14 protein-coding genes are annotated in these 22,296 nt (G+C 73.4%); 13 read left to right on the top strand and 1 reads right to left on the bottom strand.

Annotated features, from left to right (window positions below):
- Positions 1–7: 7 nt before the first annotated feature.
- The 13 genes from E4622_RS09990 to E4622_RS09925 all read left to right on the top strand — a co-directional run bounded on the left by E4622_RS09990 (position 8) and on the right by E4622_RS09925 (position 20,011).
- Positions 8–1,396 (top strand): serine hydrolase domain-containing protein, encoded by a 1,389-nt coding sequence (locus tag E4622_RS09990; RefSeq protein ID WP_134740044.1) that lies wholly within the window; start codon positions 8–10, stop codon positions 1,394–1,396.
- Positions 1,397–1,481: 85 nt separating this feature from the next.
- Positions 1,482–3,083 (top strand): ABC transporter substrate-binding protein, encoded by a 1,602-nt coding sequence (locus E4622_RS09985; RefSeq protein WP_134740043.1) that lies wholly within the window; start codon positions 1,482–1,484, stop codon positions 3,081–3,083.
- A gap of 7 nt (positions 3,084–3,090) precedes the next feature.
- Entirely contained in the window at positions 3,091–4,104 is a 1,014-nt protein-coding gene (locus E4622_RS09980; protein ID WP_134740042.1) for an ABC transporter permease, read from the top strand.
- A 1-nt stretch (position 4,105) separates the two neighbouring features.
- Positions 4,106–6,040: a dipeptide/oligopeptide/nickel ABC transporter permease/ATP-binding protein gene (locus E4622_RS09975; RefSeq protein ID WP_134740041.1), complete on the top strand. Its 1,935-nt coding sequence runs from the start codon at positions 4,106–4,108 to the stop codon at positions 6,038–6,040.
- A complete protein-coding gene (locus E4622_RS09970) occupies positions 6,037–6,813 on the top strand; it encodes an ATP-binding cassette domain-containing protein (protein ID WP_134740040.1) in 777 nt (258 codons plus the stop codon). Before E4622_RS09975 ends, E4622_RS09970 begins: the two co-directional genes overlap by 4 nt.
- Entirely contained in the window at positions 6,810–10,109 is a 3,300-nt protein-coding gene (locus E4622_RS09965) for a serine hydrolase (protein ID WP_134740039.1), read from the top strand. Before E4622_RS09970 ends, E4622_RS09965 begins: the two co-directional genes overlap by 4 nt.
- Entirely contained in the window at positions 10,109–11,263 is a 1,155-nt protein-coding gene (locus tag E4622_RS09960; protein WP_134740038.1) for a M20 family metallopeptidase, read from the top strand. Before E4622_RS09965 ends, E4622_RS09960 begins: the two co-directional genes overlap by 1 nt.
- A 23-nt stretch (positions 11,264–11,286) precedes the next feature.
- Complete coding sequence (locus E4622_RS09955) at positions 11,287–12,183, top strand: GNAT family N-acetyltransferase (protein ID WP_134740770.1); 897 nt, start codon at positions 11,287–11,289, stop codon at positions 12,181–12,183.
- Complete coding sequence (menC, locus tag E4622_RS09950) at positions 12,180–13,286, top strand: o-succinylbenzoate synthase (RefSeq protein ID WP_134740037.1); 1,107 nt, start codon at positions 12,180–12,182, stop codon at positions 13,284–13,286. The genes E4622_RS09955 and menC overlap by 4 nt, the downstream gene beginning before the upstream one ends.
- A 264-nt stretch (positions 13,287–13,550) precedes the next feature.
- A complete protein-coding gene (locus tag E4622_RS09945) occupies positions 13,551–15,227 on the top strand; it encodes a helix-turn-helix domain-containing protein (RefSeq protein WP_209021863.1) in 1,677 nt (558 codons plus the stop codon).
- Positions 15,228–15,367: 140 nt separating this feature from the next.
- Complete coding sequence (locus tag E4622_RS09940; protein ID WP_134740035.1) at positions 15,368–18,271, top strand: response regulator; 2,904 nt, start codon at positions 15,368–15,370, stop codon at positions 18,269–18,271.
- A 16-nt stretch (positions 18,272–18,287) separates the two neighbouring features.
- On the top strand, positions 18,288–19,616 hold the full coding sequence (locus E4622_RS23060) for a pyruvoyl-dependent arginine decarboxylase (RefSeq protein WP_209021862.1): 1,329 nt from the start codon (positions 18,288–18,290) through the stop codon (positions 19,614–19,616).
- Positions 19,613–20,011 carry a response regulator gene (locus E4622_RS09925; RefSeq protein WP_134740034.1) on the top strand — a complete coding sequence of 133 codons (399 nt, stop codon included), beginning with the start codon at positions 19,613–19,615 and terminating at the stop codon, positions 20,009–20,011. Before E4622_RS23060 ends, E4622_RS09925 begins: the two co-directional genes overlap by 4 nt.
- Before the next feature lie 90 nt (positions 20,012–20,101).
- Here E4622_RS09925 and E4622_RS09920 read toward each other — a convergent pair whose 3' ends face one another.
- Positions 20,102–22,207 carry a hypothetical protein gene (locus E4622_RS09920; RefSeq protein ID WP_134740033.1) on the bottom strand — a complete coding sequence of 702 codons (2,106 nt, stop codon included), beginning with the start codon at positions 22,205–22,207 and terminating at the stop codon, positions 20,102–20,104.
- Positions 22,208–22,296: the final 89 nt, after the last annotated feature.

Raw genomic sequence — 22,296 nt, 5'->3', positions numbered from 1 at the left:
GACCTGCATGACACTGGAGCGCGTCGAGACCTGGATCGCCGAGAACCTGCCGGCCCTGATCGAGAAGTACGACGTGCCCGGCGCGGCCGTCGCCGTGCTGGCCGAGGGCCGGGTCGTCGACCACGCCGCCGGCGTGCTGAGCCGGACCACCGGCGTCGAGGCCACGCCCGACTCGGTCTTCCAGATCGGCTCGGTCACCAAGGTCTGGACGGCCACCCTGGTCATGCAGCTGGTCGACGAGGGGCTGCTCGACCTGCAGGTGCCGATCCGCACCTACCTGCCGGAGTTCCGGATCGCCGACGAGTCGGCCGCGGTGAAGATCACCACCCACCAGCTGCTCAAGCACACGGCCGGCTTCGAGGGCGACATCTTCACCGACACCGGTGTCGGTGACGACTGCGTCGAGAAGTACCTCGACGTGCTCCACGACGTCCCGCAGCTGTTCGCGCCCGACGAGCTGTTCTCCTACAACAACGCCGGCTACTGCGTGCTCGGCCGGCTCGTCGAGGTGCTGCGCGGCAAGCCCTACGACGCCTGCCTGCGCGACCACATCATCACGCCGCTCGGGCTCACCCACACCGCGACCAACGTCTACGAGGCGATCCTGCACCGCGCCGCCGTCGGCCACATCCAGCCCGAGCCCGGCGCCCCCTACGAGGCCGCGCCGATCTGGGCGCTCGCCCGCTCCAACAGCCCGGCCGGCTCGATGCTGTCCATGCGGCCCCGCGACCTGGTCGCGTTCGCCAAGATGCACCTCGACGGCGGGGTGGCGCCCGACGGCACCCAGGTGCTCGAGCCCGGCACCGTCGCGGCCATGCAGGAGAAGCAGGTCGCCCTGCCGTACCTCGGCCTGATGGGCACCCACTGGGGCCTGGGCTGGGAGCTCTTCGAGACCCCCGACGGGGTGCTCGTCGGCCACGACGGCAACACCATCGGCCAGGCGGCGTTCCTGCGCATCGTGCCCGAGAAGGGCGTGGCCATCGCGTTGCTCACCAACGGCGGCGACGCGTTCCCGCTCTACCGCGACATCTACTCCCACCTGCTCTCCGAGCTGGGCGGGGTCGAGATGCCCACGCTCCCGGTGCCGCCCACCGAGCCCGAGCCCCTGGTCGACGCGAGCCGCTTCGTCGGCACCTACTCCGCGCAGGTCTTCGACATCGACATCACCCAGGACGACGAGCACCGCGTCTGGATGGACATCAAGCCGAGCGGGCTCGCCGAGGAGATCGGCGAGGTGCCCGCGCGCAAGCAGCTGGTCCGCTACTCCGACGAGAGCCTGATCCCGATCGAGGCCGACCGCGGGATGTTCATGCCGCACGCCTTCCTCGGCGACGACGGCGACGGCCACGCGCTCTACCTCCACGTCGGTCGCGCCGTCCGTCGCGCCGGCTCCTGACCCCCGCCCGACCACCGCACGTCCCAGCAGGACCCAGCACGACCCCGGCACCGCCACCACCGCTCCACGACCAGAGGAACCGCCCATGAAGCTGACCGCCACTGCTCTCGGCCTGTGCGTCACCACCGCTCTCCTCGCCGGCTGCGGCGGGGGCGGTGACGACCCCAACTCCAAGTCGGGAGGAGGCGGGGACATCGTCGACGGCGGCACCTTCACGATGGCCTCGTCCGCGGACCCGGGCAACCTGGACCCGCAGATGGGAGCCGGCAGCGCGCTCTTCGCGGTCACCCAGCTCGCCTACGACCCGCTGCTGAGCGTCAACGCCGACTCCGGCGAGATCGAGTCGGGGCTGGCCACCGAGTGGTCGGCCGAGGGCACGGACGTCAGCCTCACGCTCGCCGACGGCATCACCTGCGCCGACGGCACGGACCTGACCCCCACCGTGGTCGCGGACAACATCAACTTCGTCGCGGACCCGGCCAACCAGAGCCCGCTGCTCGGCACCTTCCTCCCGGTCGGGGCCAAGGCCACCGGGGACGACGCGGCCGGCACGGTGGCCCTCAAGCTCACCGACCCGGCGCCGTTCGTGCTCAACGGCCTGGCCAGCCTGCCGATCGTCTGCCCGGACGGGCTGAAGGACCGCAAGTCGCTGGCCCAGGCCACCAACGGCACCGGCCCCTACGAGCTGTCCGAGGCGGCTCCCGGCGACAGCTACACCTACTCGATCCGCGACGGCTACACCTGGGGCCCCAACGGCGCCACGACCGACGAGAAGGGCATGCCCGACACGATCGTCGTCAAGGTGATCGAGAACGAGACCACCGCGGCCAACCTGCTGCTGTCGGGCGAGATCAACTCCGCCCAGATCATGGGCCCGGACGCCAAGCGCCTCCAGGGGGCCGGGCTGTTCGCGGCCGAGACCCCCGCGCTCATCGGCGAGCAGTGGTACAACCAGGCCGAGGGTCGCCCGACCAACGACCCCAAGGTCCGCCTCGCGCTGACCCAGGCCCTCGACCTGGACGAGCTCCAGAAGGTGCTGACCTCCGGGACCGGCGCGGCGCCGACCACGCTGGCCGCCATCGCGCCGACCACCTGCCCGGGCGACTCCGCGTCGGGCTCCCTGCCGAAGAACGACCCCGAGGCCGCCGGCGCCCTGCTCGACGAGGCCGGCTGGACGCTCGGTGACGACGGGACCCGCACCAAGGACGGCAAGCCCCTCGACCTGGTGTTCCTCTACCAGGCCAACGCCGGCACCGGCGGCGCCGCGGCCTCCGAGCTCGCGGTCTCGCAGTGGAAGGAGATCGGCGTCAAGGCGACGGCCAAGAGCCAGAACGAGACCACGCTGACCGGCACCATCTTCGGGGCCGGCGACTGGGACGTCGTCTGGGTCTCGCTGAACGTCAACGCCCCCGACCAGCTCGTGCCGTTCCTCTCCGGACCGGCGGCGCCCGACGGCACCAACTTCGCCTCCATCGACAACCCCGACTACACCGCCGGGATCGAGGCCGCCTCCAAGACCGCCGGCGTCGAGGGCTGCGACGCCTGGCTCGACGCGGAGTCGAAGCTGATCGCCAACGCCGACATCGTGCCCTTCGCCAACAACACGGTGCGCACCTACGGCGCCAAGGCGGAGTTCGAGACGCCCGGCAACCTGGTGCCCACCAGCATCCGGATGATGGCGAAGTAGCAGGTCGATGACGACGACGGCGAGCTCGGTCGCCTCGACGCCGCCCACGGTGGGACGGGTCTCGGGGGTCCTGTCCCACCGCTGGGTGCGCTTCGGCATCCGGCGCCTCGGGCGACTGCTGATGTCGCTCGCGGTGCTGGTGACCGCCTCGTTCCTGATGATCCACCTGATCCCGGGCGACCCCGTGCGGGGCGCGCTCGGCCCGACGGCCCCCACCGCCCTGGTGGAGGCCCGACGCGAGGCGCTGGGTCTCAACGACCCGCTGTTCGTCCAGTACTGGCACTACCTGCAGGGGCTCTTCACCGGTGACCTCGGCACCTCGCTGACCTCCCAGCTGCCGGTGGCGGACATCGTGTCGCAGCGGCTGCCGGCGACACTGACGCTGGCGATGCTGGGCTTCCTGGTCTCGGTCGCGGTCGCCGTCCCGCTCGGGGTCCTCATGGGCGTCGTCACCCGGCGCGGCCGGGGCCGGCGCAGCGAGCTGGCCTTCACGACGACGAGCGTGGTGCTGGGGACCATCCCGGACTTCCTCATCGGCGTCGGCCTGGTCTACGTGTTCGGCGTCAGCCTCCAGTGGCTGCCGGTGGCCGGCAACGCCACCGCGGACGCCTACGTGCTGCCCGTGCTGGCCCTCGCGATCGGACCGGCCGCGATCCTGTCGCGGATCTTCCGGGTGGAGATGGTCGCGGTGCTCGAGGCCGACTTCGTCCGTACGGCGCGCGCCAAGCGGCTGCCCTCGCGCTCCATCTACCTCGGCCACGCGCTGCCCAACGCGCTCACCGCGGGCCTCACGATCTGCGGGCTGCTGCTGGGCTCCCTGGTGGCCGGCACCGTGCTGGTGGAGAACGTCTTCGCCTGGCCGGGCCTCGGGAGGACCATCGTGGCCTCGATCCTCAGCAAGGACTACCCGGTGGTCCAGGCCATCGTGCTCGTCTACGGCGTCGGCGTGCTGCTGGCCAACACGGTCGTGGACGTCGCGCTCGCCCTGCTCGACCCGCGCTCGATGATCGCCGAGGACTGACATGTCACGCCGCTGGCTCCGCGTGGTCCGCACGCCCCTGGGACTCACCACGGGGCTGCTCGTCACGGCCGTCCTGGTCCTGGCGATCGTCGCCCCGATGCTGTGGTCGGACCGGGCCGAGGTCATCGACACCGACCACATCCTGACCGGGCCGTCGGGCGACCACTGGGCCGGCACCGACTCGCTCGGGCGCGACATCTTCTTCCGCGCGCTCGTCGCCACCCGCCTGTCCATGGAGCTGGCCCTGGCCGCCACCGTGATCGGCGTCGTCGTCGGCCTGGTCCTCGGCTCCGCGCCGCTGCTCCTCGGTCGCCGGCTCGGCCGGCTCGTCACCGCCGGTGTCAACATCGCGGTCGCCTTCCCGGGCCTGCTGCTGGCGCTGTTCTTCGCCGTCATCTTCGGGGTGGGCGCCACCGGCGCCGTGCTCGCCATCGGCATGGCCAGCGCCCCGTCGTTCGCCCGGCTGGTGCACACCCTCGTCGCGGGCGTGGCCGCCCTGGACTACGTCTCCGCCGCCCGGGTCGCCGGGGTCGGCCGGGTGCGCGTCCTGCTGCGCCACGTGCTGCCCAACATCGCGGAGCCGCTGGTCGTCAACGCGACCATCTCGGCCGGCGGCTCGCTCCTGGCCTTCGCCGGCCTGTCGTTCCTCGGGCTCGGGGTCCAGGCACCCAGCTACGACTGGGGCCGGCTGCTCTTCGAGGGCATCGGCATGATCTACGTCAACCCCGCCGCCGCGCTGGCGCCGGGACTGGCCGTGCTCGTCGCCGGGCTCGCGTTCAACCTGTTCGGCGAGTCGGTCGCCAAGGGGCTCGGCGTCAGCACCGTCGGCGGCCGGCTGACCGTCACCGACGAGGACGCGGCCTCCGCGCCGGCCCTCTCGGCCGGCGGGACCGACGAGCACGCCCTCGACGGGTCGCCCTCGGACCTCGTGCTGGACGTGCAGGACCTGCGCGTGTCCTTCCCCGGCCCGGCCGGGCCGATCCGCCCGGTGCGCGGCGTCAGCTTCTCGGTGCGGCACGGCGAGGCGCTCGGCGTGGTGGGGGAGTCCGGCTCCGGCAAGTCCCTGACCGCCCTCGCGGTCGCGCAGCTGATCGAGGAGCCCGGCCGGGTGGACGCCGCCCGCCTGCAGTTCCGCGGCGCCGACCTCCGCGAGGGCCCCCGCGCCCACCGGCACCTCCTGGGCACGTCGATGGCGATGGTCTTCCAGGACCCCATGACGTCGTTCAACCCGACGCGACGCATGGGCGGCCAGCTCGCCGAGGTCGCCGTCCACCACCAGGGCATGAGCCGCAAGCAGGCGATGGCTCGCGCCGTCGACCGGCTGCGCGCCGTGCGCGTGCCCGACCCCGAGAAGCGCGCGACCCAGTACCCGCACGAGTTCTCCGGCGGCATGCGCCAGCGCGCGATGATCGGCATGGGCGTCATGGGCAACCCGTCGCTGATCATCGCCGACGAGCCGACGACCGCCCTCGACGTCACCGTCCAGCAGCAGGTCCTGGACCTGCTCCAGGCGATCCGCGACGAGGACGACGTGGCGCTCGTGCTCATCAGCCACGACGTCACCGTCGTCGGCGAGGTGTGCGACCGGGTCCTGGTCATGTACGCCGGCCGCATCGTCGAGGACCTGCCCGCCGACCAGCTCGACGGCGGCGCCCAGCACCCCTACACGCGGGCGCTCGTGGCAGCGGTCCCGGACATGCACACCGACCTCGAGCAGCCGCTGGCCGTCGTCCCGGGCCGACCCGTCAGCCCGACCGACGTGATCGTCGGCTGCCCGTTCGCCCCGCGCTGCCCGCTGGCCGACGACCACTGCCGCACGGTCGACCCGCCGCTGGCGCCGGTCGAGCACGGCATCAAGGTGGCGTGCTGGCACGCCGGCGAGCCGCTGGGGCTCGACGAGGAGACCGGCGAGCTCGTGGAGGCCGACGCCGTATGAGTGAGCTCCGCTTCGACGACGTCACCGTCCGCTACGGCACCGCCCGCCGGCCCTTCACGGCCGTCGACGGGGTGAGCCTGACCGTGCCCGAGGGCCAGGTCGTGGGCCTGGTCGGCGAGTCCGGCTCGGGCAAGTCCACGCTGGCCCGCGCCGCCGTGGGCCTCGCCCCGCTGCACTCGGGGGAGATCCTGCTCGGTGGGCAGCCGGTGCCGAGGCGCGGTCGCGTCCGCCCCCTGCAGATGGTCTTCCAGGACCCGTTCTCCTCGCTCGACCCGCGCATGACCATCGGCGAGAGCATCACCGAGCCGATGCCGCCCGGTCCCGGACGCGCCGAGCGCCGGGCGGAGGTCGAGCGGCTGCTCACGCTGGTGCACCTCGACCCGGACGTCGCCGGGGCCCTGCCCGGACGGCTCTCCGGCGGCCAGCGGCAGCGCGCCGCGCTCGCCCGCGCCCTCGCCGGGCAGCCGAAGGTCGTGATCGCCGACGAGATCACCTCCGCGCTCGACGTCTCCATCCAGGGCGCCGTGCTCAACCTGGTGCGCGAGCTCCAGCGCGAGCTCGGTCTCTCGATGCTCTTCATCTCCCACAACCTCGCCGTGGTCCGCTACGTCGCCAGCCACGTCGCGGTGATGTACCAGGGCCGGATCGTCGAGCAGGGGCCCGTCTCCGAGGTCCTCGTCGACCCCCAGCACGCATACACCCGTGAGCTCCTGGCCGCCGTGCCGGGCTCGCGTCCCCCCACCCACGCACGCCCTGCAAGGAGCACCTCGTGACCCGACGGATGCGCATCGACGACCTGCCCGCCCTCGCGGTGCCCTCCCAGCCGGCCCTGGCGCCCGACGGCTCCCGCGTGGCCTACGTCGTCCGCACGATCGACGCCGAGCAGGACACCCACGTCGACCGGCTGTGGTCCGTCGGCACCGCCGACGGCGCGGTCCCGCGGCGGCTCACCGGCGGTACCTCCGACACCGCCCCCCGCTGGTCGCCCGACGGCTCCCGGCTCGCCTTCCTCCGCGCGGAGGACGACGCGGCCCAGCTGTGGCTGCTGCCCGCCGAGGGCGGCGAGCCCGAGCAGGTCACCTCGCTCCCGCTCGGCGCCGGCGTCGCGGTGTGGAGCCCCGACGGCGGCCGGGTCGCGTTCACCGCGGCGGTCGACCCCGCTCCGCGCGGCACCGGCCCGATCGTCGCCGAGCGGCTCGACTACCAGGCCGACGGCGCCGGCATGGTCGGGTCCGTGCGCACCCAGCTGCACCTGCTGGACCTCGCGAGCGGCGAGTGCCGGCAGCTGACCGACGGCGCCGAGAGCGCCGGCGAGCCGGCCTGGCTGGCCGACGGCCGCACGCTGGCCTTCCCCCGGCGCGTCGGCGAGGACACCGACCTGAGCTTCCGCACCGCCGTGCACCTCCTCGACGTCGACGACGCCCAGGCCGGCGCGCGCGTCGTGGCCCTCGCGGACGGCGTCGCCGGGACCGTCGACGTCGCCGAGGACGGCAGCCTGCTCGTCGTCGGCTGGCCCGGCGACCCCCGCGGCCACGCCCACCTGCTGCGCGTCGGGACCGACGGCGGCGACGCCGTCGACCTCGCCCCGGACCTCGACCGCAACGTCATGCCCGGCGCGACCGCCTACCCCGGCGCGCGCCCGGTCGACACCGCCGACGGCGTGCTCTTCTGCGTGCGCGACCGCGGCTGCACCCACCTGCACCGCGTCGCGGACGGCGTCGTCAGCCCGATGCTCGACGGCGACGGGCGCGTCGTCTCGGGCCTGTCGGTCGCCGGCGGCACGGCGGCGGTCGCGCTGGCCACCCCGACGTCGTACGGCGAGATCGTCACCGTCGACCTCGCCAGCGGCGACACCCGCGTGCTCACCGACCACGGCTCCGCGCTGGGCGACGTCGAGCTCTTCGAGCGGGTCTCGCGGACGTTCACGATCAGCGACGGCACCGAGGTTCAGGGCTGGGTCGTGCGCGACCCCGCGCTCAGCGCCCCCGGGCCGCTGCTCGTCGACGTCCACGGCGGCCCGCACAACGCGTGGAACGACGCCGCCGACGAGATGCACCTCTACCACCAGGAGCTGGTCGCCCGCGGCTGGACGGTGCTGCTGGTCAACCCGCGCGGCAGCGACGGCTACGGCGAGGCGTTCTTCGACGCCGTCAACGGGAGGTGGGGCGTCGCCGACGCCGCCGACTTCCTGGAGCCCGTCGACACGCTGGTCGCCGAGGGTCTCGCGGACCCCGAGCGCCTGGCGGTCACGGGCTACAGCTACGGCGGCTACATGACCTGCTACCTCACCGCCCACGACGACCGCTTCTCGGCGGCCGTGGCCGGCGGGCTCGTCAGCGACCTGACGAGCATGTACGGCACCTGCGACGACGGCGCCCTGATGGGCGCCTTCGAGCTCGGCGGCACCCCGTGGGAGCAGCCCGAGGCCTACGCCGCGATGTCGCCGATCACACGCGTCGCCGACGTCCGCACGCCCACCCTGATCCTGCACGGCGGCGGCGACCTGCGCTGCGACCTCGGCCAGGCCCAGCAGTGGCACACCTCGCTGCGCCAGCTCGGCGTGCCCACCCGGCTGGTGGTCTACCCCGAGCAGGCCCACGAGTTCATCCTCACCGGCAGGCCCTCGCACCGCTCCGACTACAACCGCCGCGTCGTCGACTGGCTCGAGCAGCACACCGTCGCCGCCGGCCGCTCCCGCATCGACGCCGCCCACTGGGAGCGGCGACTCGCCCAGCTCGCCGAGCGCCACGGGGTGCCCGGCGCCCAGCTCGGCATCCTGCGCTACTCGCCCGACGGCGAGGACGAGGTCGTCACCGCCGCCCACGGCGTGCTCCACGTCGAGAGCGGGGTGCGCGCGACGCCCGACTCGCTCTTCCAGATCGGGTCGATCTCCAAGGTCTGGACCGCCACCGTCGCCATGCAGCTGGTCGACGAGGGTCTGCTCGAGCTCGACGCCCCGGTCGTCGAGGTCCTGCCCGAGCTGCGGCTCTCCGACCCCGAGGTCACCAAGACCGTCACCCTGCGCCACCTGCTCAACCACACCAGCGGCATCGACGGCGACGTCTTCACCGACACCGGGCGCGGCGACGACTGCCTGGAGAAGTACGTCGACCTGCTCGCCGACGCCGGCCAGAACCACCCGCTCGGCGCCACCTGGTCCTACTGCAACTCCGGCTACTCCCTGATGGGGCGACTGATCGAGAAGGTCACCGGCTCGACCTGGGACCAGGCGATGCGCGACCGGCTCTTCACGCCGCTGGGCCTGACCCGGACGGTCACCCTGCCCGAGGAGGCGCTGCTGCACAGCGCGGCCACCGGCCACCTCGAGCACGAGGGCCAGCAGATGGTGGCGCCCGTGTGGCAGTTGCCGCGCTCGCTCGGCCCGGCCGGGCTGATCACCGCCACGGCCGCGGACGTGCTCGCCTTCGCCCGCATGCACCTCACCGGCGGTGTGGCCGTCGACGGCACCCGCCTGCTGAGCCAGGAGAGCGCCGACGCGATGACCGCGCACCAGGCCGACCTGCCCGACAAGCTCGTCCTGGGCGACTCGTGGGGCCTGGGCTGGATCCGGTTCGGCTGGGGCGGGCACCGGCTCGTCGGCCACGACGGCAACACGATCGGCCAGGCGGCGTTCCTGCGGGTCCTGCCCGACCAGGGTCTCGCGGTCACGCTGCTCACCAACGGCGGCCACACCCGCGACCTCTACCAGGACCTCTACCGCGAGCTGTTCGCGGAGCTGGCCGGCGTGGAGATGGCCGAGCCGTTCGTCCCGCCCGCCGACGCCGAGGTCGACATCACGCCGTACGTCGGCACCTACCGTCGGCACTCGGTGCTCACCGAGATCCTCGACGGCGAGGACGGTCCGACGATGCGCACCACGATCAGCGGCCCGATCGCCGAGATGGTGCCGGACCCGGTCGACGAGCACCGGCTGGTGCCCGCCGGGCCCGGACTGTTCGCCGTACGGCCTCCCGGGGTGGAGACCTGGGCGCCCGTCACGTTCTACGAGCTGCCGACCGGCGAGCGCTACCTCCACTTCGGCGTGCGCGCCACACCGCGGGTGGACTAGTGGACGCCTTCCTGGCCGACCTGCGCGAGCTCGTCGAGTGCGAGTCGCCCTCGTCCGACCTCGATGCCGTCGCGCGCTCGGCCGACGTCGTCGCCCGGGTCGGCGCGGCGCACCTGGGTGCCGAGCCGGAGCGCATCGTGCTCGACGGCGTGACCCACCTGCGCTGGCGGCTCGGCGCCGGCCCGCGGCAGGTGCTGCTGGTCGGCCACCACGACACGGTGTGGCCGCTCGGCACGCTCGCCGTCCGCCCGTTCTCGGTGGAGGACGGCGTCGTGCGCGGGCCCGGCTGCTTCGACATGCTCACGGGCCTGGTGATGGCCTTCCACGCGCTCGGCTCGCTCGCCTCGACCGAGGGAGCGGAGGCGCTCGACGGCGTCACGGTCCTGGTGACCGGCGACGAGGAGCTCGGCTCTCCCACGTCACGCGGGCTGATCGAGGACGAGGCGCGCCTCGCCTCCGCCGCGCTGGTGCTCGAGGCCTCGGCCGACGGCGGGGCGCTGAAGACCGAGCGCAAGGGCGTCTCGCTCTACGACGTACGCCTGCACGGACGTGCCGCGCACGCCGGGCTCGAGCCCGAGCGCGGCGTCAACGCCACGATCGAGCTGGCCCACCAGGCGCTGGTCGTCGCTGCCCTGGGCGACCCCGACCTCGGCACCACCGTCACGCCGACCGCGGGCCGCTCGGGCACGACCACCAACACGGTCCCGGCCGAGTCGTCGTTCGCCGTGGACGCCCGGGTGCGCACGGTCGCCGAGCAGGACCGGGTGGACGCGGCCATGCAGGCGCTGCGCCCCGTGCTCGACGGCGCCCGCGTCGAGGTGCTCGGCGGCCCCAACCGGCCGCCCCTGGAGGAGGCCATGGCCACCGACCTGCTCGAGCGAGCCCGACGCCTGGCCTCCGAGCTCGGCCTGCCGGACCTGACCGCCGTCGCGGTCGGCGGCGCCTCCGACGGCAACTTCACCGCCGGTGTCGGCACTCCCACCCTCGACGGCCTGGGCGCCGTCGGTGGTGGCGCGCACGCCGACCACGAGCACGTGCTGGTCGCCCCGATCGGCGGCCGCACGGCGCTGCTCGCGCGGCTCGTCGCGGACCTGCTCGCCGAGCCGTTGCGCACGACGAACGACCTGCACCCGACTGGTGCGGTGCGACCATGACGGGCGCCGAGAACCTCGCCAGCATGGGTGCTGTGACCAACGTGACCGCGCCTCGGGCGCCCGACCTCGACCTGGCGGTCCAGGCCGCCGACGCGGCGGCCCTGGCCGCGGGGGTCTCCGTCCGCGAGGTCCTGGACCTGCAGGAGCTCGGGGTGGTCGTCGACCTCTTCGCCACGATCTGGGGGCGCGACGAGAACCCGCCGGTGACCCTCGAGCTCCTGCGTGCCTTCACCAAGGCCGGCAACTACGTCGGAGGCGCCTTCGAGGACGGCCGGCTGGTCGGCGCCTGCGTGGGCTTCTTCCACGCGCCGGCCGAGGACGCGCTGCACAGCCACATCGCCGGCGTCTCGACCACGGCCGTGGGGCGCAGCGTCGGCTTCGCGCTCAAGCTCCACCAGCGCTCGTGGGCCCTGCTGCGCGGGGTCTCGGAGATCGCCTGGACCTACGACCCGTTGGTCAGCCGCAACGCCCACTTCAACCTGGTCAAGCTGGGCGCGCTGCCGGCCGAGTACCTCCCCAACTTCTACGGCGCCATGCCCGACCGCATCAACGGCGCCGACGACTCCGACCGGCTCCTGGTCCGCTGGCCCCTGCGGTCGGCGGAGGTGCAGGCCGCGGCGTCGGGGGACGCCGTCCGGGAGCCGGTCGGTCCGGGGGCGGTCGCGGCGCTGTCCGTCGGCCCCGACGGCCTCCCGGTGCGGGGCCGCCTCGACGGCGACACGTCGCTGGTCGCCGTGCCCGACGACATCGAGACGCTGCGCCGTACCGACCCGGAGGCCGCCCAGCTGTGGCGGCACGCGGTGCGCGAGGTGCTCACGGCCCTGGTGGCCGACGGCTCGCGCATCACCGGCTTCGACCGCACGGGCGGCTACGTCGTCCGCCGTACGCCCGATCCCCTCCGAGACGGAGTCCTCCGATGAAGCTCACCGGCGTGGAGCTGCGCTGGGTGTCGATGCCGCTGGTGTCGCCCTTCCGCACCTCCTTCTCCACCCAGACGACGCGCGAGCTGCTGCTGCTGCGCGTCGTGACCGACGAGGGGGAGGGGTGGGGCGAGTGCGTCACGATGACCTCCCCGCTCTACAACGAGGAGTACATCGAGGGCGCCGCCGACGTGCTGCGGCGCTTCCTGGTGCCGGCGCTCGCCGCGGCCGCGCCGTTCGACGCCGCCACCGTGGGCTCGGCCCTCGAGCCGTTCTACGGCCACCGGATGGCCAAGGCCGCGCTGGAGATGGGCGTCCTGGACGCCGAGCTGCGCGCCGAGGGCCGACCGCTGTCGCGCGAGCTCGGCTCCGTCCACGACCGGGTGCCCTCGGGCGTCTCGGTGGGCATCATGGACAGCGTCGACCAGCTCCTCGACGCCGTCGCGGGCTACCTCGACGAGGGCTACGTCCGCATCAAGCTCAAGATCGAGCCCGGCTGGGACGTCGAGCCGGTGCGCGCCGTGCGCGAGCGCTTCGGCGACGACGTCCTGCTGCAGGTGGACGCCAACACCGCCTACACCCTGTCGGACGCGCGTCAGCTCGCGCGCCTCGACGCCTTCGACCTGCTCCTCATCGAGCAGCCGCTGCCCGAGGACGACCTCTTCGGTCACGCGGACCTCGCCAAGCTGATCACCACCCCGGTCTGCCTGGACGAGTCGATCACCTCCGCACGCTCCGCCGCGGCCGCGATCCGGCTCGGTGCCTGCTCGGTGGTCAACATCAAGCCCGGGCGGGTCGGCGGCTACCTCGAGGCGCGCCGCATCCACGACCTCTGCGTGGCCCACAGCGTGCCCGTGTGGTGCGGAGGCATGCTCGAGACCGGCCTGGGCCGCGCCGCCAACCTCGCGCTCGCCGCCCTGCCCGGGTTCGTGCTCCCCGGTGACACCTCCGCCTCCGGCCGCTTCTACGCCACGGACATCACCACGCCGTTCGTCCTCGAGGACGGCCACCTCACCGTGCCCACCGGGCCCGGCATCGGGGTCGACCCGCTCCCCGACGAGCTCGCCGCCGTCACCACCCGCACGGAGTGGATCCCCGCCTGAGGGTGGCGGCCGCCCGGGTCGTGTGCCGGAGGCAGCGCCTGGACGCTGCGGGCGGCACACGACCCGTCACCAGGCCGACGTGGCTCGCGTGGCTCGCATGCTCGCGTGGGTCGTGTGCCGGAGGCAGCGCCCGAATGCTGCGAGCGGCACACGACCCCGCTTCGACCCCGCTCCAACCCCCGCCTGTCGGATCCACCAACCTGGACGACCGATCTGGTGGTGCGCGACGAAGTACGCTGAGGCAGGCCTCCCTACCGTCGGATGGTGATCCCCGCCGTGACCCTGCGTCCCCGTGCCAGCCTCGGGCGCGTCCTCGACGACCTCGGGGCCACCCTGCTCGACCTGGTCGCCGGCGACGCCGAGGGGGCGCAGGAGATCGGCGGCGTGGTGATCCACGACCCGGTCGACCTGCCGCTGCTGCCGCCGGCGGCGCTGGTCCTGGGCGTCGGCGTGGACGAGCCGGGTCACGTGGCCCAGCTGCTGCGCTCGCTCGGCGAGCAGCGCGCCGCCGGCCTCGTGCTGCGCAGCCCGGTCCACCTCACCGACGAGGTGCACGCGGCGGTCCGGGACTCCGGCGTCACCCTCCTGGCCCTCAGCCGCGGGGCGCCGTGGGCCCACCTCGCCGCGATGCTCCGCTCGCTGCTCGCGGAGGGCGACATCGGCGTCTCCGAGCCGGAGTCGCTGGGTGGGCTGCCCTCGGGTGACCTGTTCGCGGTCGCCAACGCCATCTCCTCCCTGCTCGACGCGCCGATCACGATCGAGGACCGCAGCTCGCGGGTGCTGGCGTTCTCGGGTCGCCAGGACGAGGCCGACCCCTCGCGCGTCGAGACGATCCTGGGCCGCCAGGTGCCGGAGCGCTACGCGCGGGTGCTGTCGGAGCGCGGCGTCTTCCGCGACCTGCACCGCAGCGACCAGCCGGTCTTCATCACCCCCATCCCCATGGAGGGCAACACGTTCACCCAGCCGCGGGTGGCCGTGGCCGTCCGGGCCGGCGACGAGGTGCTGGGCTCGATCTGGGCGGCCGTGCCCGGACCCCTCAGCGCCGAGCGCACCGAGGCGCTCTGCGACGCCGCCAAGCTGGTGGCGCTGCACCTGCTCCGCGTGCGCGCCGGCGCGGACGTGCAGCGACGGCTGCGCGCCGACCTGCTGAGCTCGGCCCTCGAGGGCGGGGTTGGGGCCCGCGAGGCGCTCGACCGCCTGGGCCTGGGGGGCCAGCAGCTGATGGTGCTGGGCGTCGCGGTGACCGGCTCCGACGTCGGCGACGGCGCCGACGACGACGCCGTGGTGGCCCACGAGCGCGAGCGCCTCAGTGACGCGTTCGCCATGCACCTGTCGGCCGTGCACCCCAAGTCGGCGGCGGCGCTGATCGGCGGCATCGCCTACGGGCTGGTCCCGGTGCCCGGCACGGCCGACGGCGCCGAGGAGCGCGCCGCCAGGATCGGCCAGGAGTTCCTCGACCGGGTCGGCGACCGCCGCAGCGCGGTCGTCGGCATCGGTCCGGCCGCCGGCGACGTGGGGGAGCTGGCGCACTCGCGCTCCTGCGTCGACCGCGCCCTGCGCGTCCTCCGTGACGGCGGCGGCGGGCGCCGCGTGGCCCGGCTGGCCGACATCCACGTCGAGGCCCTCATGCTCGAGATGCGCGACGTGGTCGCGGCCCGCGGCGACCGGCCCGAGGGGGCGCTGGCGCGCCTGATGACGTACGACGCCCAGCACCACGCCAACCTCGTGGAGACCCTCCAGGCGTGGCTGGAGGCCTTCGGCGACGTGGTGGCGGCCGCGGAGGGGCTCTACGTGCACCCCAACACCTTCCGCTACCGGCTGCGGCGGCTCATGGAGGTCGGGGAGATGGACCTCTCCGACCCCGACGTCCGCTTCGGCGCCCTGCTCCAGCTGCGGTTGCTGCCCCCGGCGCCGGCGGCGGCTCGCGGGAGCGAGGAGTAGCCCCGAGCCGCACCGAGGCGATGCCGGGACGCGGCGCCGTGCGGCCTAGACTGCAGCTGATCTCGTCTCGCACCCGTCACGCTGTCCGAAAGTAACCATCCATGGCCGTCGGTCACCGCGCTGCAGGACCGGAGGCGCCCGTGACGGACCCAGGTGAGGTGTCCGGGCACCGCCGGCGCTTCCGGGTAGCCGCGGTCGCCTCGACCCTCGGGGTGGCGCTCTTCGCGGTCCTGCTCTCGCCGGTGCTGCCGGCCGACGCCCGCGAGTCGGTCAGCGGCGTCGGCCTGGTGATCGCGGGGATCGTGGCGATCGGGTCCGGGATCCGCCGGGCGCGCTCGAGCGCCGCGGCCGACGCCCGCCCGTGGTGGCTGCTGGTCGTCGCCGGCTGCGTGCTCCTGGTCGGCAACACCTGGTCCGCGGTGGTCGGGGCCGACCCCGTCACCGAGCCCAGTCTCTTCGCCAACCTGTGCATCGCCGTGGCGCTCGCGATCTCGACGGTCGCCCTGACGCTGTTCCCGGGCGTCCGGCGCCGGGGCGCGGACCTGCTCGTGATGCTCCTCGACAGCGTCGTCGCCGGTGGTGCGTTCATGCTGATCGCCTCCGCGCTCGTCTACTCCGAGCTGCTCGACGACTCGGGCGAGGTCGCGGGTGCCGCCAACCGGGCCCTGGCCCTGCTCTTCCCGGCCCTCGACGTCGCCCTGGTCACCGTGGCGGTGCTCCTGGTCGTGCGCGCGTCGCGGGGGGACCGCGTGATGCTGGGCCTGGTCGCCGCCGCGTTCCTCATGTACGCCGCCTCGGACCTCTCCTACGCGGTCCTGACCGACAAGGGCACCTACCGGTTCGGCGACCCCCTCGACCTGGGCTGGATCGCGGGCTACCTGACCCTCGGGCTCGCCGCGTGGGCGCCGCCCCGCGAGGAGAGCCGCGCTCGGACCGACCCCGGCCAGTTCCGCGCCTCCGACCTCACCGGGACCGCGCTCGTCTTCGGCATCCTGGCCGTCGCCACCGTGGTGCAGGTGACGGCCGGCGGCGCCGACCGGCTGCAGGCCGCGCAGTCGGTCCTGTGGGTCCTGATCGTGGTGGCCGCGGGCTCCCGTCAGCTCCTCCTCACCGCCGACAACATCACGCTGCGGCGCGGCCTCGAACGCAGGGTCGCGGACCAGACCGCCGGGCTGCGCCGCCTGGCGCGGCAGAACGAGGTGCTGATCACCTCGGTTGGGGACGGCGTCTACGGCGTCGACGCCGACGGCCGGATCACCTTCATCAACCCCTCGGCCGCTCAGATGCTCGGGTCCTCCGCCGAGGAGCTGCGGGGGCAGCGCGCCCACGACCGCTTCCACGCCCCGGGTGACGACGGTGCGCCGCTGCCGTACGCCGGGTGCTACATCCACCAGGCGATCGCCCACGGCGACCTGGCCATGTCCGAGGAGGACGAGTACGTCCGCGCCGACGGGTCGACGTTCGCCGTCGAGATCACCGCCTCCCCGCTGGTCGAGGACTCCGCCGACAGGGGGGCCGTGGTGACGTTCCGCGACATCACCCAGCGCCGCGAGGTCGAGCGGATGAAGAACGAGTTCCTCTCGGTCGTGAGCCACGAGCTGCGGACCCCGCTGACCTCCATCCGCGGCTCCCTCGGCCTGCTCGACAGCGGCCGGCTGGGCGAGCTCCCGAAGCGCGCCGTGACGCTGGTCCAGGTGGCCCTGCAGAGCAGCGAGCGGCTGACCCGCCTCATCAACGACCTGCTGGACATCGAGCGCATCGAGTCCGGCACCAAGCCGATGGACCTGCAGACGAGCGAGGCCGCCGGACTGCTCAGCACCGCCGCCAGGCTCATCGAGGGCATGGCGACCCAGGCCAAGGTGTCCGTGGCCGTGGGCGTGGCCGAGGGCCGCGTGCTGGCCGACGAGGACCAGATCGTGCAGGCACTGCTGAACCTGCTCGGCAACGCGATCAAGTTCTCCGACCCGGGCTCGGTCGTTCGCATGGACGCGCAGACGGTGGGAGGCAACGTCCACTTCCGCGTCAGCGACGACGGCCGCGGGATCCCCGCCGACAAGCTGGAGTCGATCTTCGAGCGCTTCGAGCAGGTCGACTCCTCCGACACCCGCCAGAAGGGCGGCACCGGGCTGGGGCTGACGATCTCGCGCGGCATCGTGGAGAAGCACGGCGGGCGCATCTGGGCCGAGGACGGTCTCGCCCGGGGCGCGACCATCCACTTCACGCTGCCGTCGGTCCTCGGCTCGTCCCGGTCCACCGCTGCGGCGGCGCCCGCCACCCCTGCGCCCGGGACCCGCCACGTGCTCGTCTGCGACGACGACGAGACGGTGGTGGAGCTGTTCTGCTCGCTCCTGCGCCAGCACGGCTTCCGCGCGACCGGCGTCACGAGCGGCGACCGCGCGCTGGAGCTCATCCGCGCCGAGCCTCCCCACGCCGTCGTGCTGGACCTGATGATGCCGGGCACGACCGGCGCGGACGTGCTGCGCGCCGTGCGCGGCGCCGAGCCGACCCAGGACATCCCGGTGGTGGTCGTCTCGGGGCTCGGCCCGGAGACGAACGAGGCCGTGGCCCGCGAGACCGACGAGTGGCTGGTCAAGCCGGTCAGCGAGACCCGTCTGGTCGAGGCCGTGACCCTGGCGGTGTCGGGGCGCCGGTCGACCGGCACCCGCGTGCTGCTCGTGGAGGACGACGAGGGCCTGGCGAAGGTCCTCTCCGCGATGCTGGACGACGCCGGCCTGGAGGTCGTGCACGCGGCGTCCGTGGCCGAGGCGATCACCCGCGGCCCGGCCTGGGAGCCCGACGTCATCGTCCTCGACCTGCAGCTTCCCGACGGATCGGGCGAGGACGTGGTGGCCGCCTTCCAGCAGCGACGACCTCTGGCGCAGACTCCTCTCGTCGTCTACAGCGCCGTGGACGTCAAGAGGCCCCGCCGCGACGACCTGCACCTCGGGCCGACCGTGTTCCTCACCAAGGGCAGCACCGGCCCCGAGGCGCTCAGCAGGGAGCTGCTGAAGCTCCTCGGCGCCGTCGCCGCGACCGACGAATGACCGAACGAGGAGAGCCATGAGCACCGCCCGATCGGCGCAGCGGCGGCCGGCGGACACCGTGCCGGCCGAGGCCGCCGCCGGACTGACCATCACCGTGCGCACCGGCTCGGGCACCGGCCGCACGCTGCTGTCGGCGTTCGACCACGCCCTGCACCGGGCCGGCGTGGCCGACTTCAACCTGGTCACCCTCTCCTCGGTGATCCCGCCGGGCAGCCGCGTCCGCAACGTGGACTCGCCGCTGGGCGGCACCCATGGCGACGTGCTGTTCGCCGTGCGCGCCGAGGCCTACGCCGAGCAGCCGGGCGACGTCGCGTGGGCGGGGCTCGGCTGGTGCGCCGACGAGACCGGGGCGGGGCTGTTCGTCGAGCACCACGGCAGCTCCGAGGAGCAGGTGGCGGCCCTCATCGAGACCAGCCTCGCCGACATGTCGGCCACGCGGGGCCACGACTTCGGACCGGTCTCCATGACCCTGGCCTCGGCCGTCTGCGTGGACCGGCCGGTGTGCGCGCTCGTGCTCGCGGCCTACGAGGTCGCGACGTGGCGCGACGCCCCGACCGCCGACCCCGCCCCGCGCCCGCGCGACGTCGCCGAGCGGGCCCAGGACACCCCGGACCAGCCCGTCGGTCCGCGCACCGCCCACGGGCACGCGGTCACGGCCACGGGGCCCTCGGAGCCGCCGCTGCACGACGACGAGGTCGTCACCTCGACCTCGAGGTCGGTTCCGGTGCCGGAGGCCGCGCGCAGCGCCGTGGCCCGGGTGACCGTGGAGACCCACGTCGACCCCGAGACCGCCCGGGACTACTACCGTCTCTACCGGCAGAGCTTCTCGGGCATCCAGACCCTCGCGGTGGCCCGGCACATGCTGCACGAGTCGGAGTTCCTCGAGGAGATGCTCGACCCGCGCGTGCACAAGTACATCGCCTGGGGCCACGACGGGGAGGCGGTCGGGATGACGACGCTGACCAAGGACCTGGACACGGTGCCGTGGATCAGCCCCCAGTGGTTCGCCCACCACCTGCCCGACCACACCGCCCGCGGGGCGACGTACTACTTCGGCTTCGCGCTCGTGCACCCCGACCGCCAGGGCGCTCAGGTGCTGCACGCGATGATCGAGCCCATGGCACTGGAGGTGATGGCCGACCGCGGGGTCGTCACGTGGGACATGTGCGCCGCCAACGACGCGCGCGGCTTCGGCCAGACCTACATGAAGCTCCTGGAGGCCTTCGGCGACGTCACCACCGAGGTGATCGACCGCCAGACCTACTATGCGGCGACGTACCACGGGCCGCGCACCGACGACGCGGCCGCGCCGAACGAGGCTCCTGCCGAGGAAGGTCCCTCATGACGATGCCCACCGTGCTCGTGGTCGACGACGACGAGATGATCCGCCAGCTCACCGAGATGAGCCTGGAGTCGGTGAACGGCTGGACCGTGCTCACGGCCTCCGGCGGCGTCGACGCCATCGAGATGGCCCGGCGCCACCACCCCGACGCGATGCTCCTGGACATGATGATGCCCGACATGGACGGGCTGACGACGTTCCAGCACCTGCAGGACGACGAGAGCACGCGTGACATCCCGGTCATCCTCTTCACCGCCAAGAGCACCGTCGGTCTGCAGCAGCCCTGGGACGGCTATGCCATCTCCGGGGTGATCGCCAAACCCTTCGACCCCATGACGCTCGGTGACGACATCGCCACGGCGCTGCGGTGGACGCACCTGCTCGGCCCCGGGGCGTGAGCCGGACCTGAGCCGGCGAGCCGCGACCGGGTCGTGTGCCGGAGACCGCGCCTGCGCGCTGCCTCCGGCACACGACCTAGGGGCCGAGGGTCAGCGCACGACCCTCTTGTTGGAGGTCGACGCCTTCACGCGGGCGCTGGCGAGCAGCTGGACGACGTAGGTCGTCTTCGCGGCGCCGTTCTTGTCCCGGACCTTCAGCGACGGCAGGTCGCCCGCGGCGTTGAGCGCCTTCGTGGTCACCAGGAGTCGCTTGCCGTTGGCCTGGACCCGGAAGACCTGGACCCGCTCGCCGGCGAGAGAGGTCGGCCCCGTGACCTTGAGGACGTCGGCCTTCTTGCCGTTGTTGGCGCCCGCGAGAGCGACAGCGGCGCTCCCGGGTCCGGCGGTGCCGAACGACGTGGTCATGGTGGTGCTGGCCCGTGCGTTGCCGTCGACGCGGTTGTCCTCGTCGGCATCCGGGCTCGCGACGGTCAGGCCGGTCGCCACCGTCAGGCGGCCGCCCTTCTCGGTCGCCTGGGGCGTCTCGGCGGCGTCGTCGACGGTGACCCGCAGGGTGCCGTTGTTGTTGGTCGTCGCGGTGGTGCTCAGCACCCGTCGCCCGTCCACGAGGATCCCTGCGTCCGCCTGGTTGCCCGGGACGACCTCGACCCCGCGCCGGTAGCCGAGGTCGACGCGTCGGCCGCGCAGCGGCTTGCCGTCGAGGCTGAGCCTGGCGACGTAGTCGATCTGGGCGCCGGGGTCGGCGAGCGACGGGTTGGCCTTGGGGCTGAGGGTCAAGGTGGCCTGTCCCGTCGTGAACTCGGTCCACCTCGCCGCGTCGGGGTCGTCGGCGCGGGCGGTCGGCAGGGTGGCCAGGATGTAGCTGCCGTCGGCGCCCGCCGTGTCGAAGGGGATCGTCGCGACGCCCTCGGCGTCGGCGACGACGGTGCGGTAGGTGGCCGGCGCCTCCCCGTCGGCCTCGAAGATCTGGTACGACACGCTCTGGCCCGGCATGGCCCTGCCGCGCTGGTCGTACACCCCCACGGTGATGTCTCCGGCGGCGTACTCGTCGACGTCGAAGACCGGACCGTCCGAGAACAGGTTCTCGGTCGACGTGGCCTCCGGGGTGTAGGTCTCCACGGAGGTCGGGTCCGAGACGACGTCCTGCTCGGCCGAGTAGGCGTCGGCGTCCGTGGTGTTGACGTAGTACTGCTCCGTGGTCCCCGCCGGCTGCGTCGCCTCGAACGTCGAGAGGCCGGTGTAGCCGACCAGCGCTCCGGTGGACAGACGCCGGACCTCGGCGCCGACGACCCGCTGGCCGTTCGTGTCCAGGACGTCGATGGCGATCTTGCCCTGGCCGCCTGCGACCTCCACGTCCTGGGCGTAGGCGCTGATGGAGCCGATGGTCTGGGGCGTGAGCTCGACCGGGGAGACGTCGTCGGCGCCACGCGAGGCCGCGACGGCGATCGCGCCCTCCTCGGGGTCGAAGCCCGTGATGTCGAGCAGGCCGTCGAAGCGGCCGCTGGGGACCAGCGTGGTCTCGGAGCCCGGGAGCTTGTAGGAGTCCTCCTCCACCGCGAGGGCGGTCTTGGCGACGAACGTGCCCGTGCTGCTGCGCCACGCCGAGAGCTCGACGGTGCCGTCGGTGGCCGAGGTCGTGCCCGAGACCGCGATCCTCGTCGACGTCTTGGCGGAGTCGGCGTACGGCTGCGTGAAGTAGCCGGCCGAGTCGGTGGAGACCGTCACGGAGTGGACCGGGGAGTCGTTGCCGGTGACCTCGACGTTGCGCCGGGTCGAGTAGGACGTGCCGCTCTCGTCGGTGGCCACGGCGCGCATCGCGACCCGCTCGCCGACGAAGTTCTGGTTCGACCCATCGCCGTCCCAGGTGATGGAGCGGTAGGGACCCGACCCGCGGATCTCCCGCTGCAGCGTGGTCCAGCCGGGGTCGTCGTCGGAGGCCTCCGGGTCGGCGTTGTACTGGAACGTGACCTGCGCGCCGGTCGAGCCGACGTGCGCCGTGAGTCGGGTGGCGTTGACGAGGTCGGACTCGAAGTCGTCGTCGTTGAGGCGGATGGAGGCGAACCCCGTGAACTGGCTGAGCAGCGTCACCTCAGGGCCGGCGGCGTGCGCCGCGGGGACGACGGCGAGTGACAGGCCGGTGAGGGCGAGGGCGCTGACCGCGCTCACGGCCAGGCCTCGGGTGATGCTGCGGGTCACGATGTCCTCCGGGTGCTCCGCGAGGCACCGGTGCGGCCTCGACAGCCGGAGCCTAGATCGACGGGCGGCCCCGGGTCAGGCGAATGAGG

The organism is Nocardioides sp. 503 (assembly GCF_004522095.1).
Taxonomy (GTDB): Bacteria; Actinomycetota; Actinomycetes; order Propionibacteriales; family Nocardioidaceae; genus Nocardioides.
Note: the sequence above shows the minus strand (reverse complement) of the source record. Positions and strands in the feature narration are given on the sequence as shown.